This window comes from Leptotrichia hofstadii (assembly GCF_007990525.1).
GTDB lineage: Bacteria > Fusobacteriota > Fusobacteriia > Fusobacteriales > Leptotrichiaceae > Leptotrichia > Leptotrichia hofstadii.
Genome location: NZ_AP019823.1, coordinates 2,091,578 through 2,105,883 on the forward strand (window position 1 = coordinate 2,091,578; position 14,306 = coordinate 2,105,883).

Sequence of the window (14,306 nt, forward strand, 5' to 3'; positions counted from 1 at the left end):
CTTTTTTTATTTTTTATTAAATTTCATCAATATTTATTCGCATCTTTCCTGTTTATATCAATTTCCTCCACAGTTCCGTCCCTTTTTTCAATAATCCATTTCAGAACATCTCCTTCTTCCTTAGTTGTCATTGTGCTTCCATTACCTCCAATATCTGCCCCAAGGAAAAATGAAATTGCCTGAACCGGGCATTCCTTCACGCAGGAAACACAGCCCCAGCAATCTTTCGGATACTGCATAACCGCCTTTTCGATTTTCATGTCATCCACTTTCTGCATTTCAATCAAAGTCCCCGGACATACCAGCGTACATTTTGTACATCCTATACACACATACGGATCAATTACTATGCTCATATTTCTCCTCCTTAACAATTTCTCTCATAAATACTTCCAGTTCTCCGTCAACTAACCTCGAATTCACATATTTAAAGTAATTTTCATCAGTTTCAGGATAATCCAGATTTTCATTAAACGAATGCCATCTCGTTTCCTTCCTGAAAAAAAGATGCCCAATTAGTGATTTACACACTATCAGTCTCTCTTTTAGCTCATAAGCAAACATTAAATCATGCATATTATCTGCCGAAAGCTCATCAGAAAGCTCTATAAGCTGATCAATTTTCTCTTTTGCCAAATTTAGCTGCTTTTCATTAAATTGATAGTTTGTAGAGATTCCACCTGCATATTCATCCATAATTTTTTGCATTCCTTCCTCCATATCTTCCGTTGAAAATCTTTTGGCTTCTGTATTTCTTATTTTTTCATACTGATTAATAATTTGGTTTTTTTGTTCATCCAAGAAGTTTTCCACATTTTCATCAATTTTTCCACAATTAATATTTTTTTCATCAGCTAACTTTGAAATTATATCAAGCGCTGCAATTTCACCTTCAGCCAATGCACCTGTAACATATTTCTGCGGACAGCCTCCAGCTACATCTCCTGCCGCATAAAGCCCATTAATTGTAGTTTCTCTGTTCGTATTCACCCAAAAGCCGCTTGCAGTATGCCCTCCGACAATATACGGCTCTGTTCCTTCAATTTCAACATCCTGCTCATTCGGATTCTTTCCACTTTCAATCCATTTCAATGTCTGACTTGGCGCCATATTCAAGTATGCCTTTAGCAAACTTTCACTTTCTTCTTCACTAATTCCACTTGTCTTCAAGTAACAAGGTCCATTTCCAAGTTGATTTTCTCTCACAGTTCCATAAACACGCTCACTAGTCGTAAGCCCGTATTTATCCTCATAAACAACCCCTCTTGAATTTACCTGCTTTGCTCCAACTCCCTGAGCAATCGTTCCAACTGGCGCAATTGTGTCCTTACATCTCAAAGCAATAAATCTCATTTCAAATGTTGTCATTTCTGCTCCAGCCAAAATTCCCATCGCATATCCCGCTCCAGTATTAAATGGTGGATACCACATCTTATGCCTTGAAAATCCAGGATTATTAGGCTTATAAAGTCCAGCCGCTCCTCCAGTCGAAATTATCACTTTTTTCGCCCTAATCACAATAGCTTCTTCTTTTTTTATAGAAAATCCAGCCGCTCCATAAACTTTCCCGTCCTTCACAAGCAAATCCGTAATATTAAGTGTATTCAGAACTCTCACATTTTTTACCTTTTTCACAGCATCAGCAAGTATCGGCTTAAAATTTTCTCCATTTATTTTTATATTTCTATTTCCACGTGCAACATACTCTCCATTCTCATCCTTCAAAATCACAAGCCCCAGCTTTTCCACTTCAGCGGTAATCTCATTAAATCTATTCGCGGCAGTAATTAACAAATCGTGCCGTACAATTCCATTGGCATCTTTTGCCGCATAATCCACATAATCCTGTGGCACACGTCCTTTCACATTATACGCATTTATTGCATTAATCCCAGCCGCAAGACACCCGCTCCTCTTAATATTCGCCTTCTCTGCTACAATTACTGATAAATCGGAATTTTTTCCAAGCGTAATCGCTGCATAACATCCAGCAGTCCCCCCACCAATAATCAATACATCCGTTTCCAATTCCTTTATTTCAAGTTTTTTTCTTCCCTTATTATTTTTATTTTTGTCAGCCTTATTCTCTGCCATAAAATTACCTCACAACCTACATCTATTTAACTTATTCTATAAACTTACTTTTTTATAATTTTACTGTTATAGATTATTGTTATTAAAAATATCTTTCCTATAATTTTTATACTTTTTCTTTTTTCTAAACGTAAAGGGGATCAACCGCCATCCCCTTTACAATCCCCGCTTGTCTAAGCATTTTTAATTTAGTTATAAACTGTTATTTTAATTAAAAATTATTATAGATCAAATAAATATTCTATAAAAGTTCAAAGACAAATTAACTTAAATATTATATAAAAAATTTTTTATTTTTTTTTAAATAACGACATCATTTTGATTTCTTGTATTTTCATTTTCCACAATTTCCACTTCCTCATTTTTCCCAAAGGCATAGGAACGGTATATGTAAATATTGACTTCTTCTCCCACAGATACAGCATCTTCTTCAATTTTACGATTTCCTTTTATTAAAGTGCCGTTTATTTGTACGCCAATTTCTACTTCTTTTCCACGAAACAATGTATATTTAACAATTCCACTCTCTGTTGAAGCTGAATATCTAAATTTTTCATTTGCCTTTATAATACTTACGTTTTCTGGACGAATTATTGCTTTTTGTCCATTTTTTAAGTTTTCAAAACCTTTAAATCTGTTTATATTTTCCAATTCTATTGGGTTTCCCATAAATTTGGCTACAAATGCTGTTTTGGGATTGGAATAAATTTCTTTTGGACTTCCAATTTGTTCGATTCTTCCCTTATTTGTTACAATAATTTCATCCGCCACTTCTATTGCCTCTTCCTGGTCGTGCGTTACGAAAATGCTCGTAATTCCTACTTTATCAATTGTTTCACGCAGCCAGTTCCGAAGTTCCTGCCTAACTTTAGCGTCAATTGCAGCAAAAGGCTCATCTAACAGCAATAATTCAGGATTGGGAGCTAATGCCCTTGCAAATGCCACTCTTTGCCGCTGTCCTCCTGAGAGCTGGTTTGGATACCGTTTCCCAAGCCCTTTTATATTCACAAGCTCCATCAGTTTTTCCACGCGTTCCTTTATAATGGACTTTTTCACTTTTGCAATTTTCAACCCAAACGCAATATTGTCAAACACAGTCATGTACCGAAATAACGCATAATTCTGAAAAACAAAGCCAATTCCCCTTTTGCTTGGAGAAATGTTATTTACAACTTTTCCGTCAATTATAATCTCCCCAGTATCAGGTGTTTCCAGTCCCGCAATCATCCGTAAAATTGTGGATTTTCCACTTCCGCTTGGTCCTAGCAAAGCCACCAGCTTTCCTTTTCTAATGCCTAAATTTATATTGTCTGACGCTTTGTAGCTATTGTACATTTTGTTAATATTTTTTAGTTCCACATACATTCATCTACCACGCCCTTTCCATATCAGCTTTACGGAAATCATTGAAATCAACCACTTCAAGTTCAAATTCCTTGTATTTCTCTATCAGCTCAATAAACCTTTCCTCATGTACAAACTCCTCAAATTCAATGTTTTCCTCTTTTATGATATTTGCAATGTCCTCAAGAAAATACGGAATTTTACTTGCCTTTATTTCTCCCACGATTTCATTCAGCTTAACAGTTTTACCTGTAAATTCTCCTCTTGCAAAAATTGCAAAGTATTCTCCGTCTTTTTTTCTTCTTCCGCTAAATCCAAGTTTCGCTATCTGCGGTGTCGCACAGGAATTTGGACATCCAGCAATCTTTATTTGTGGCAAATAATTTGTAAGCTCCCTTTTTTCCTCATTTTCAAAATATTTAAAAATATAGTCCAGTATCGGCGGAGTATCTAAAATTCCAACATTACAAGTTGTACTCCCAATACACGAGTATGAATTAAAAAATTCGTTTTCGCCATAATATTCTTCCATAATTTCTCTTAATTTTAAAACATCTTCTTTTTTCAATCCTCGAACCAGAATACTTTGAAAACTTGTAAGTTTCAATTCAACTTTATAGTCAAGGCTTTTTACAAACTTAATTAATTTTTCCCCATCTTCCTTGTAAATATTTCCTCTGGCAGGTCTTAAATAATACCCATATTCTCCTTTATGCTTTCCTGCCACGATATTTCTTTCACTTTTTATAAATTCATCATCTTTAATGCTTTCGTCTGTATTTTCTCCATTAGAAAATACTTCTATTTTTTCCAGCTCTTTTTCTTTATCTAAAATTTCTCTCTCATCTAGCAATTTTCTTGTATAAACTCTAAGACTATCCCCTTTTTCAGCATAAAAATTAGAAATATATTCGTTACACAGTTCTAAAAATTTTTCTTCCCCCAAATTTAGCAAAACATAACGAAGCCTTGCTCTTGCACGAATTTTACGGTTTCCATGATCATTAAATACATTTCTTATTGCATGAATATAATACAGAAAATCATCTTCCTCGATAAATTCCCTTAAAATAATGGCATTAGTTGAAATTGGTCCAATTCCTCCGCCAACATACACTCGAAATCCCTTTTTTCCATCTTGAATTACTGCTTGAAATCCGATGTCATTTATTTTTGCATAAAGCGAATTTTCTTCCTTATTTGAAAAAGCAACTTTGTATTTTCTTGGCAAATGCATAAATTCACGTCCATTTAAAATATAATCTGTCACAATTTTTGCATGAGGCGAAACGTCAAAAACTTCTTCTTCAAATCCAGTTGTTTCAGGAGTAATTACCGCTCTTGTCGAATCTCCGCAAGTTGCTTTCGTAAAAAATCCTCTTTTTGAAATAGCCTCTAATAAGTCTGGCAAATTTTCCTTTTCTATTCCATGCAGCTGAAAATCTTGCCTTGTCGTAAGATGAAGCCTTTTATCACAATACTTCTGCACAACATCCAGCAAATACTCAAAGTCCTCAATGTCAATTTTACTTTCAAAAAAACGAGGTCTTATCATATATGTCCCTTTTTTTCTTCCTTCTGTATAAAGTGCAAATGAAGTCCTAACTGCATTCCACTCCTTCTCCTTTTCAGGATCAGTTAAAGCCTCCCTTGTCAAATTTATAATAAACTCCAGCTCTTTTTTCTCTCTCTCAGCCTCATAATCCTTGATTCTTTCATAATTATTCAATTTCATATTCCAACATTCCTCTCTTCTTCACAAACCAAAAATTCCACCAATATTATTTGTATATACAATTATTTTAACATTTTTTGAAAAAAACTTCCATAATTAATATTATTTTGATATACAAAATATATTAAAAAAGAATTATCCACAAATTTTGTAAATAATTCTCAATCATAATTCTTTCTGCTAAAAATTTTACAAATCATCAGCAATATAATTTACATACAATAATGCAACTGCCACAGTATTCAAGAAGATTTTTTATGTTTGTTTCTTTCTATTAGATAGAGTACACCTAAAGTTAATATATATTCTAATTTTTTTCTTCAATTTTACTAAAAAATCCAACTTCTGTCAAATTGTAAATTATTTTCAGTTTTTTATACTTCAAAGCGAAAAACATTTGCTTATTTGTCGATTTTGGTATATAATGTATTAAGATAACTTAAAAATTTGGTTCATTCAACAAAATCTGCTTTTTAGTTATTATTCAAAAATAAAAATTTTGAGGTGATTATAAAAATGAGAAAATTAACATTACTTTTTATGACATTAATCTTATTTAATTTGTCATTTGCAGCGGGAGACACTGCTTTTACATTTCAAGGATTCAGTCCAGTTTCTCCAAGTGTCGTAAGATCTACAAAAAGAGTTAAGGCATTAGGAAAATCAAGAGTTTCATACCCAATGTTCTTTGGTAGAAACGGAGATGTTACTAAAAATATGAATAAGAACATGGAGAAATTTATTTCAGACTACAAGTCTTCAAGAAACAAAATTTACACAGTTACTTCTGAAATTAAAGGTGACAACAGTTCATTCGTAAGTGTTCTGTTCACAGTTGAAGAAAAAGATACTAAAACTGGTGAAAAAATAAAATCCTATGACGGAATTTCATTTAATGTAAAAGACGGAAAAGCATTAAAATTAAAAGATGTTCTTGTGGACGGATTTGAAAATGCGTTGACTGATGCTGTCAATGACAAGTTCAGACAGTTTGGACTGCCTCAGGTAGATAGATTCGACGCTGTTTCCAAAAAACAGAACTTCTACTTGGAGAATGACTCATTGGTTCTAATATATAATCAGGGAGAAGGGACAAATTTTGCTGACGGACAAGTATTTATTCCATTCATATTGACTGATTTAATAGGAATTTTGAGATAAGTACAAAAAATTTTATAATATAAAAATACACTGAAAAATAAATGTTACTTTATTATACAGTGTATTTTTTTGTTTATTTTGTCGCTTTTTCTATCATAATTTCTCTTTTTCCAGTATCCATTACTGCCTTTGCTCCAATTGGCACAGTGATAAATGGTCTTACATGCCCAGATTTGAAATTTTTTACAATTGGAATATTTAATCTTCCAAAGTTGTCATAAAACACTTCATCAATTGTCATATCTGTCGGATCAGACTGCTTAGGATTTTTAAAGTCCCCCAGGATAATTCCCTGAATCTTGTCAAACTTTCCAGCTAGTTTTAGCTGTTTTAACATTCTATCAACACGGTAGCTCGCTTCATTTGTTTCTTCCAGAAATAATATTTTTCCATCTGTATTGATTTCGTGATCCGTTCCAAGGGTCGCAACTACAAGAGACAGGTTCCCTCCTGTAATCCTTCCGCTTCCACGTCCACTTTTCATAATTGTGTAAGTATCGTCAAAGCCTAGCAAATTATATGATTCATTACTCGTAAAGGCTTTATTAAAGGCATTTTCCGTAACTAGTGGTATATTTTTCATATTGTCTGACATGGGTCCATGAAATGTTACAAGCCCTGTCTTTTCATTGATTGCAAGCAGTAAAGTGGTGTTGTCGCTAAATCCTGAAATAATTTTCGGATTTTTCTTGATTACATCATAATTTAACTTATCCACAATCCTTATTCCGCCATAACCTCCACGCACTGCAAAAATCGCATTGATATTAGGGTTTGCAAACATATCATTTATATCTTTTGCCCTCACATTGTCAGTCCCTCCAAACCCATACCATCTTGAAGAAAATGATTGACCGTAAACAACATTAAATCCTCTGCTTTTCAAATATTCCACTTCCGCATAGCTATTTTCATTAGTATAGTTTGCAGGTGCGATTAATCCAATTGTATCTCCTGGCTTTAGCCCTTTTGGAATGATAATTTCGTTTGACGGATTATTTTTTTGATTTTGATAAGTTGCAGTCGCAGTCTTTCTTGCAGGCGGATAGCTGCTTCTTGCTGTCCTGTACGTAGCCGCATTTAATGTCATGCCGCCCAGTACAAATCCTAGTGTTATAAATATTCTGCTTATTTTTATTGTTCTCACTTCCTTTTTTATGCTTTTGAACTCCTTAAAACTGGATATTGAAGAATACGTCGTTTCAAAGCAGTTCCATTGCATTAAATTTTTTCTAAAAAAATAGGCAATTTATCCCAGCGCTAAAAAGTTGTGGATGCCTTGCCTAATTATATCAAATAATTCTGTAGTTCACAGTTTGGTTTACCAATTTATTATTTCATAGCCTGAACTTGTTTCAAAATTTCTGAAGCTCCGTTTACTTTGTTGTTTACTGCTTCCTGTAAAATTTTAACTGCTTCAGCTTTTTTCCCTTGTCCTGCGTAAACTTGTCCCAAAACAACTTTTGCAGCGTTGTCCTTGTCTTCAGTTATAGCTTTTTGTAAATATTTTTCAGCTAACGCTCCTGCTCCAACTCCTCCGAAATAAGTTCCAATTTGTCTGTTTGTAACTTTAGCTGATTTTAACTGGCTGTAAATTGAATTTAATTTTGCAGTATTGTTTTGCACTTCATAAATTCCTAACAATAAAATTTTTGCACTTGTATTCTTAGGTTCTGCAGCTACAGTTTTTGCTAAATATTCCTCAGCTTTTGCAGGGTTATTTTGCTGCAGGTAGAAAGTACCTAGCATTCCTAAGATTTGTCCATTTTTACCTTTTGCGGCTGTATTCATTTCCAAAAGATATTTTTCAGCTTGTGAAGGATTTTTTTCGTTTATCGCAATCTCAGCCAGCAGGATTCCAGCACCATTTACACGGTCACTTGCTCCTGTGTATGCTTTTTGCAGATATGTCTTGGCTTGCGCGTTGTTATTTTTTGTCAAGTAATATTGCCCAATATTGTAGTTTACTTCAGCAACAAAGTCTTTGTTTGTAGACTGTACAGCTTTGTTATATCTTGCAGTACCTTTTGACTGTTCGTTATTGTCAAAATAGAAGATAATTAAGCTTGATGTAACATCAGCATTTGTTCCTCCTGATTTTTCATCTGTCCATAAAATATATTTTTCAGCTTCAGCCTTGTTTTTTTGCTGAATTCCCACTAAATACAAGAATCTTGCCGCTTCAACAGCTTCAGGAGTAGTTGATTGCCCATTTCCCCAAGCTGCCTGTAAATAAGGTTTTGCTTGAGATACTTTATTTTGTTGCAAGTAATATGCCCCTAGTTCAAGATTTGCTTTCTGCGCGTAAGCGGCATCTGTTCCTTTGGCAACTCCTTCCAATACTTTTACTGCTTCAGCTACTTTTTTCTCTCCTGCCAGTTTTACCGCTTTTTCATAATCTGATTTTCCATCAGCAAATGAAATTGCCCCTGTTACTAAAATTGCTCCTATTAGTAATAATTTTTTCATTGTTCCTCCTAAATTATATTTATCCTCTTAAAAATTGGATATTTGCTATTTAATTGTTATTGTATCACTTATAAATTTGATTTCACTTATAAAGTGATGTAAAATAATTTAATATGCTCTTTTTTATATATATTTTCTAAAAAAATGCTAAATATTTCTCAGTGCGTCAACTAATTCTGTTTTTGAAGCAGTTTTTGCATCTACTCCCTTTATGATTCTCGCAGGTGTTCCTGCCACAACCACTCCTTCAGGCACATTTTCCGTAACAATCGCCCCAGCCGCAACAACCGAGCCTTTTCCTACTCTTACGCCTTCCAGTACAACGGCATTCGCTCCGACAACTACATCGTCTTCAATAACTACCGGATCTGCTGAAGGTGGCTCAATAACTCCTGCAAGCACGGCTCCCGCACCTATATGGCAATTTTTACCAACTTTTGCACGTCCACCAAGCACAACGTTCATATCAATCATTGTCCCTTCGCCAATTTCAGCGCCAATATTTATAACGGCTCCCATCATTATAACAGCCCTCTCCCCAATGCTTACTTTATCACGAATAAACACTCCAGGCTCAATTCTTGCATTAATATTTTTAATATCAAGCATAGGAACACCAGAATTTCTTCTGTCATTTTTCAGATAATAATTAGTAAGATTATTTTCACTAATAATTTTTTCAATTTCTTCCCAATCTCCAAAAACTACCTTTAACCCTTCTTTTCCTATTACTTTACAAGAATAAGCATTTTTTATGTCTTCATCTGTATAAAGTTCCACAGGTGTCGTCTTCTTGGCATCAGCAATGTATTGAATAATCGCCTTTGATTTCTCCAATTCTGTCATTCTACTCCTCCAATTTTATTTTTGCATATTATGATTTTTTAATCATCGTACTTTCCGTATTTTAGCATTTTTTTCTAATTTTTACAACTGTAATTTATTTTTTAATCTTTATTTTTAAATATTATCATCTTTTCTAAACTTATTAATAATAAAATTTAAAGTATTATTAAATCCAATCTCAAAAGTTCAATTAAAATTTTTTATAAATTCGTATTTTATACTAAGATTCCATTTAAAAAATAAAAGTAAAATCCTATAATAATTAATTTGACAGACTTGTTAAAAAAATGGCTTTAATTTCATAAGTTTTTTGACTAATAATCCTTTTTTATTTTATTATAAATTTGTGATACATGTTACATAATATTATTAATTTTTATGATATAATTTTCACGATGGATTATTTTCCAATGTTTTTAAAATTAGAGTTAAAATATATTAGCAATTATTTGAATTCTGGCTCTTTTTAAATAAAAAATATCATAAAAGGAGATTAATATGTTTAGTTTAGATGATACACTTTATGAAATTATAAATAAATATCCTGAAGCACTGGATTTTTTTATTGCAAATGGATTTGAGCAGTTAAAAAATAAGCAGATGCTTGAGGTTATGGGGAAAAATATTACTTTGAAAATGGCTCTTATGTCAAAAAAACTTAATCAGGAACTGTTTGTTGAAAAGCTGGAAACATTTTTGCAAAAAGATGCAGATGTTGATGTTTCACTGGATGAAAGCAAAGCTGATGAAAATAGTGACTTGATAATTGAAGGAGTTCTGCCCTGTCCTATCAGAATCCCACTTTTAGAAGGTATAAAAGACTGGGTAAACGAACAGAACGAGAAAAATGATTATACTATTTCATATACCTTGAAATCAGCAAATTTAGGACTTGACTGGGTTGTAGAAAAAGTTAAGACAGGTAATTCTGACAAAGTTTCGGATGTGCTTCTTTCGGCTGGATTTGAACTGTTTTTTGATAAGAATTTGATGGGGCAATATATGGAAAATGGTATTTTTGAAACACACCTTGAAAATATGAATAAAGATTTCTGCAACGAAACTATTGACTTGCGGGATCCTAAAAAGCGTTACGCAATAATGGGAGTCGTGCCAGCAATATTTTTAGTAAACAAAACTTCTTTAGGCGATAGAAAAGTACCAGAAACTTGGGCAGACTTGTTAAATGAAGAATTTGAAGATTCAGTTGCATTGCCAATGGCTGATTTAGACTTGTTTAATGCCCTTCTTGCAAATCTTTACAAAGATTTTGGAATGGACGGGATACATAAATTGGCACGTTCATACAAAAAGAGCCTGCACCCTGCTCAAATGGTAAAAGCCAGAACGCGAACACCAGAAGCCCCTGCTGTCAGTATTATTCCATACTTCTTTTCTCAGATGATTGACGGAACAGGAGATTTGGAGGCTGTATGGCCAAAAGATGGAGCTTTGCTAAGCCCAATATTTATGATTACAAAAAAATCTAAGGCAGATAAAATCAAGCCATTTATGGACTTATTTATGTCAAATGAAATTGGAACAATTTTTTCTGCAAATGGAAAATTCCCGTCAACAAATCCAAATGTGGATAACCATTTAGAAGAACATCAGAATTTTAAATGGATTGGCTGGGATTATATCTATAGCCATGATATTGGAAAAATTATTCGTGAATGTGAAGATGAATTTAATAATGATGTGCAAAAAAGCCTTGCACAATAAAATTTAAAAAATAAAAAAGGAGAGATAACTATGAATTTGATAATATTTTCAGGCCCACCATCATCAGGAAAAACAAGCGTTATTCTAAAAACAGTAGAAGCCTTAAAATCACAAGGAATGTCAGTTGGAGTAGTAAAATTCGACTGCCTTTACACAGATGATGACAAATTATACGCAAAAGCGGGAATTCCAGTAAAAAAAGGAATTTCAGGAGCTTTATGCCCAGACCATTTCTTCGTATCGAATATCGAGGAAGTCGTGCAATGGGGAAATAGCCTTGGGCTTTCAATATTAATTACAGAATCGGCAGGACTTTGCAACAGATGTTCGCCATATATCAAGGACATCAAGGGAGTCTGTGTAATCGACAATTTATCAGGAATTAATACGCCTAAAAAGATTGGACCATTATTAAAAGCCGCTGATATTGTGATTATTACCAAAGGAGACATTGTTTCACAAGCTGAACGTGAAGTTTTTGCCTCACGTGTGAACTCTGTAAACCCAAAAGCTGTAACAATGCATGTTAACGGGCTTACTGGGCAGGGAGCGTATGAATTAAGCACACTTCTTTACGAAAAAGAGCTGGAAATAGACAGCGTTCAGGGAATGGAACTTAGATTTCCAATGCCATCAGCACTTTGCTCTTACTGCTTAGGAGAAAAGAGAATCGGTGAAAAATATCAGATGGGTAATGTCCGAAAAATGAATTTACAGCAATAAAAAAATAGATAAAAATAATAAAAAAGGAAAAAATATGAAAAATAACGATTTAATAAATAAATTGACTATTAGTGAACTTAGCAATAAATATCCCTTTGCAGAAAACTTTTTTACGGAAAACAACTTGCCTGTGGAAACTTTTCAGGATAAGACATTTCACGAGTTCATCGTAACTTTTGCAGAAGATAAAATTGAGGACTTTGCACTGGATGTGGAAAAAATTGAGGAAAGTCTTGTTGACTACATTGAGCAGATGAAACTTTTTTTGGGAATGGAAGAGGAAAATTCGATTGATATGCTTACAATTGTCGCTGGGCAAGATAAATCTGGGAATAAAGAGGGATTTGAGCGGCTTGATATTCATAAATCAGAAATTATTTCCATTGTAGGGCCTACAGGCTCTGGAAAATCAAGACTTCTTGCCGACATCGAATGGACTGCCCAGAAAGACACTCCAACACAGCGTCAAATCCTTATAAACGGTGAACTTCCAGATAAAAAATGGCGTTATTCCTCAAACAACAAATTAGTCGCCCAACTATCACAAAACATGAATTTCGTTATGGATTTATCAGTAAAGGAATTTCTAGAACTGCACGCTCAAAGCCGAATGATTGAAGACATTGATGAAACTGTAGAAAAAATCATTACTGCTGCAAACAATCTGGCTGGAGAGCAATTTGACTTAACTACTGCAATCACAGCCCTAAGTGGTGGACAATCCCGTGCTTTAATGATTGCCGACACAGCCATTTTAAGCTCATCTCCAATTGTCCTAATTGACGAAATTGAAAATGCAGGAATTGACAGGAAAAAAGCCTTGGAATTACTTGTTTCATCAGACAAAATCGTATTAATGGCAACACACGACCCAACATTGGCACTAATAGCAGATAAACGAATTATAATAAAAAATGGTGGAATCAGTAAAATTATTACAACAAGCCCTGAAGAAAAGAAAATTTTGAAAAAACTGGATGAAATGGATGATATTATTCAAAAAATGAGAAGTGATTTGAGAAAAGGGGAAATTTTGAAAGGTGATTTTTAATTAATAAATTTGTTTTTGAAAATTAGTAAGAAAAGTAAATTAGGGAGAAATATTCAGAATTTGTTTATTTTCTCCCTTTTTAAATAGAGAATAAAAAGAACTGAAACAACTGGAGAATTTGAGAAATTGATTGAAAATGAAGATAAAGTTCATATTACATGATATTAAGCCATAGCCTTTGTTAAATCGTTTTTGGGTACAAAAAATATCCTACCTGATGCAAAATTTTTTTGTTATAGGCCTAATATAAGCTTACTTCATAAACAAAAAAATAACCGCTGTCTTTTACAATAACGATTATTTGAAAATTTAGCTTTATTTTTTTATTTAGCTTTATTTTTTAATAATTTTTCCATTTTCCAGTATAATAGTGAATTATATTCCATTTCCTCAATATGTTTTTCTAAACTTTCTTCACCTTGTTTAAGTTTTATTTCTAAAGTATTTGCTTCTTCTAATGTATCTATAAAGAAGTCATATTTTTTTTCTACTTCTGGAAGTTTTTCATATTCTTCTTTTACTTTTTCAATATTTACTTGAATTTTTGAATATTTTTTAAATTTTGCAAAAGTAGTCGCCCTAAATAAATACTCATATATCTTAACTCCACGAAATATGTTTGAATTTTCAACTATTTCGTTTAAAAAAATATCTAAATTTTCATATTTTTGAAACCAAGGAATAATATCATTTTCTATTTCATTTAAAATTTTTTTCATTCCTTTTTCCATTTTTTCTTCTCCATCCAAATCTACAAACTTTGTATATCCTCCGTTTGCTATAGTATCCTTTAATATGCTACTATATATCGGTATTACTGCATATTCTAATCGTAACTTTTGGTAATATCTAAAAAAACCAATGTATTCAAATAATCCTAATTTATTTAATCTACAAAATGTCCCTGTCCCTTTTTTCTTAAAACCTAAACCTTTCATAGATTTACTAAAAATTTCCTTAAAATACTTTTTATACAATTCATTGTATTCTTGTGTTGATAATTCTTCCATTTTTCTTCCTTTCTATTTCCAAATTGTAATATCCGAATTTTTTATTGTTCCATTAGATTTTTCAATTATTTTCTGGATTATTTTTTGTTCTTGTGAATAAGTGATTCCTTGTCCTCTAGCGTCAATAATAATATAACGATTATTTGAA

General features: G+C 32.9%; 12 protein-coding genes. 4 read left to right on the plus strand and 8 right to left on the minus strand.

All coding sequences use genetic code 11. The features are described from left to right. Positions 1-26: 26 nt before the first annotated feature. The 4 genes from FVE77_RS09940 to FVE77_RS09955 form a co-directional block, all read right to left on the minus strand. Complete coding sequence (locus FVE77_RS09940; RefSeq protein ID WP_006805883.1) at positions 27-356, minus strand: 4Fe-4S dicluster domain-containing protein; 330 nt, start codon at positions 354-356, stop codon at positions 27-29. Beyond that, positions 340-2,094 (minus strand): adenylyl-sulfate reductase subunit alpha, encoded by a 1,755-nt coding sequence (locus FVE77_RS09945; RefSeq protein ID WP_026746864.1) that lies wholly within the window; start codon positions 2,092-2,094, stop codon positions 340-342. The genes FVE77_RS09940 and FVE77_RS09945 overlap by 17 nt, the downstream gene beginning before the upstream one ends. Before the next feature lie 300 nt (positions 2,095-2,394). Further along, on the minus strand, positions 2,395-3,459 hold the full coding sequence (locus FVE77_RS09950) for a sulfate/molybdate ABC transporter ATP-binding protein (RefSeq protein ID WP_026746863.1): 1,065 nt from the start codon (positions 3,457-3,459) through the stop codon (positions 2,395-2,397). A gap of 4 nt (positions 3,460-3,463) precedes the next feature. Further along, on the minus strand, positions 3,464-5,173 hold the full coding sequence (locus FVE77_RS09955) for a nitrite/sulfite reductase (RefSeq protein WP_026746862.1): 1,710 nt from the start codon (positions 5,171-5,173) through the stop codon (positions 3,464-3,466). A gap of 516 nt (positions 5,174-5,689) precedes the next feature. On the opposite strand from FVE77_RS09955, the gene FVE77_RS09960 reads away from it, so the two are divergent. Further along, positions 5,690-6,334: an RsiV family protein gene (locus tag FVE77_RS09960; protein WP_006805889.1), complete on the plus strand. Its 645-nt coding sequence runs from the start codon at positions 5,690-5,692 to the stop codon at positions 6,332-6,334. A gap of 73 nt (positions 6,335-6,407) precedes the next feature. On the opposite strand, the gene FVE77_RS09965 is transcribed toward FVE77_RS09960, so the two are convergent. From FVE77_RS09965 to dapD, 3 genes are all read right to left on the minus strand, one after another. Beyond that, a complete protein-coding gene (locus tag FVE77_RS09965; RefSeq protein ID WP_081690345.1) occupies positions 6,408-7,556 on the minus strand; it encodes a S66 peptidase family protein in 1,149 nt (382 codons plus the stop codon). Positions 7,557-7,666: 110 nt separating this feature from the next. Continuing rightward, the gene (locus FVE77_RS09970) at positions 7,667-8,803 is read right to left on the minus strand and encodes a tetratricopeptide repeat protein (RefSeq protein ID WP_006805891.1); all 1,137 of its coding nucleotides are present in this window, start codon (positions 8,801-8,803) and stop codon (positions 7,667-7,669) included. Positions 8,804-8,950: 147 nt separating this feature from the next. Continuing rightward, entirely contained in the window at positions 8,951-9,649 is a 699-nt protein-coding gene (gene dapD, locus FVE77_RS09975) for a 2,3,4,5-tetrahydropyridine-2,6-dicarboxylate N-acetyltransferase (protein ID WP_026746860.1), read from the minus strand. Positions 9,650-10,147: 498 nt separating this feature from the next. On the opposite strand from dapD, the gene FVE77_RS09980 reads away from it, so the two are divergent. From FVE77_RS09980 to FVE77_RS09990, 3 genes are read left to right on the plus strand one after another with little or no spacing between them, the layout of a single operon-like run. Continuing rightward, entirely contained in the window at positions 10,148-11,374 is a 1,227-nt protein-coding gene (locus FVE77_RS09980; protein WP_036088203.1) for an ABC transporter substrate-binding protein, read from the plus strand. A 30-nt stretch (positions 11,375-11,404) separates the two neighbouring features. Next, positions 11,405-12,097: a GTP-binding protein gene (locus FVE77_RS09985; RefSeq protein ID WP_006805894.1), complete on the plus strand. Its 693-nt coding sequence runs from the start codon at positions 11,405-11,407 to the stop codon at positions 12,095-12,097. Between the two features lie 34 nt (positions 12,098-12,131). After that, the gene (locus FVE77_RS09990) at positions 12,132-13,148 is read left to right on the plus strand and encodes an ATP-binding cassette domain-containing protein (protein ID WP_026746858.1); all 1,017 of its coding nucleotides are present in this window, start codon (positions 12,132-12,134) and stop codon (positions 13,146-13,148) included. 323 nt (positions 13,149-13,471) lie between these two features. Here the strand turns inward: FVE77_RS09990 and FVE77_RS09995 are convergent, their stop codons facing one another. Then, positions 13,472-14,158, minus strand: a complete 687-nt coding sequence (locus FVE77_RS09995; protein WP_026746857.1) for a hypothetical protein — start codon at positions 14,156-14,158, stop codon at positions 13,472-13,474. Between the last annotated feature and the right edge of the window lie 148 nt (positions 14,159-14,306).

Excerpts from the sequence above, each read along its gene's own strand:
- FVE77_RS09960 (WP_006805889.1), top strand. The coding sequence starts at position 5,690 with ATGAGAAAATTAACATTACTTTTTATGACATTAATCTTATTTAATTTG.
- FVE77_RS09990 (WP_026746858.1), top strand. The coding sequence starts at position 12,132 with ATGAAAAATAACGATTTAATAAATAAATTGACTATTAGTGAACTTAGC.
- FVE77_RS09945 (WP_026746864.1), bottom strand. The coding sequence starts at position 2,094 with ATGGCAGAGAATAAGGCTGACAAAAATAAAAATAATAAGGGAAGAAAA.
- FVE77_RS09955 (WP_026746862.1), bottom strand. The coding sequence starts at position 5,173 with ATGAAATTGAATAATTATGAAAGAATCAAGGATTATGAGGCTGAGAGA.
- FVE77_RS09965 (WP_081690345.1), bottom strand. The coding sequence starts at position 7,556 with ATGCAATGGAACTGCTTTGAAACGACGTATTCTTCAATATCCAGTTTT.
- dapD (WP_026746860.1), bottom strand. The coding sequence starts at position 9,649 with ATGACAGAATTGGAGAAATCAAAGGCGATTATTCAATACATTGCTGAT.
- FVE77_RS09985 (WP_006805894.1), top strand. The coding sequence starts at position 11,405 with ATGAATTTGATAATATTTTCAGGCCCACCATCATCAGGAAAAACAAGC.
- FVE77_RS09980 (WP_036088203.1), top strand. The coding sequence starts at position 10,148 with ATGTTTAGTTTAGATGATACACTTTATGAAATTATAAATAAATATCCT.
- FVE77_RS09940 (WP_006805883.1), bottom strand. The coding sequence starts at position 356 with ATGAGCATAGTAATTGATCCGTATGTGTGTATAGGATGTACAAAATGT.
- FVE77_RS09950 (WP_026746863.1), bottom strand. The coding sequence starts at position 3,459 with ATGTATGTGGAACTAAAAAATATTAACAAAATGTACAATAGCTACAAA.
- FVE77_RS09995 (WP_026746857.1), bottom strand. The coding sequence starts at position 14,158 with ATGGAAGAATTATCAACACAAGAATACAATGAATTGTATAAAAAGTAT.
- FVE77_RS09970 (WP_006805891.1), bottom strand. The coding sequence starts at position 8,803 with ATGAAAAAATTATTACTAATAGGAGCAATTTTAGTAACAGGGGCAATT.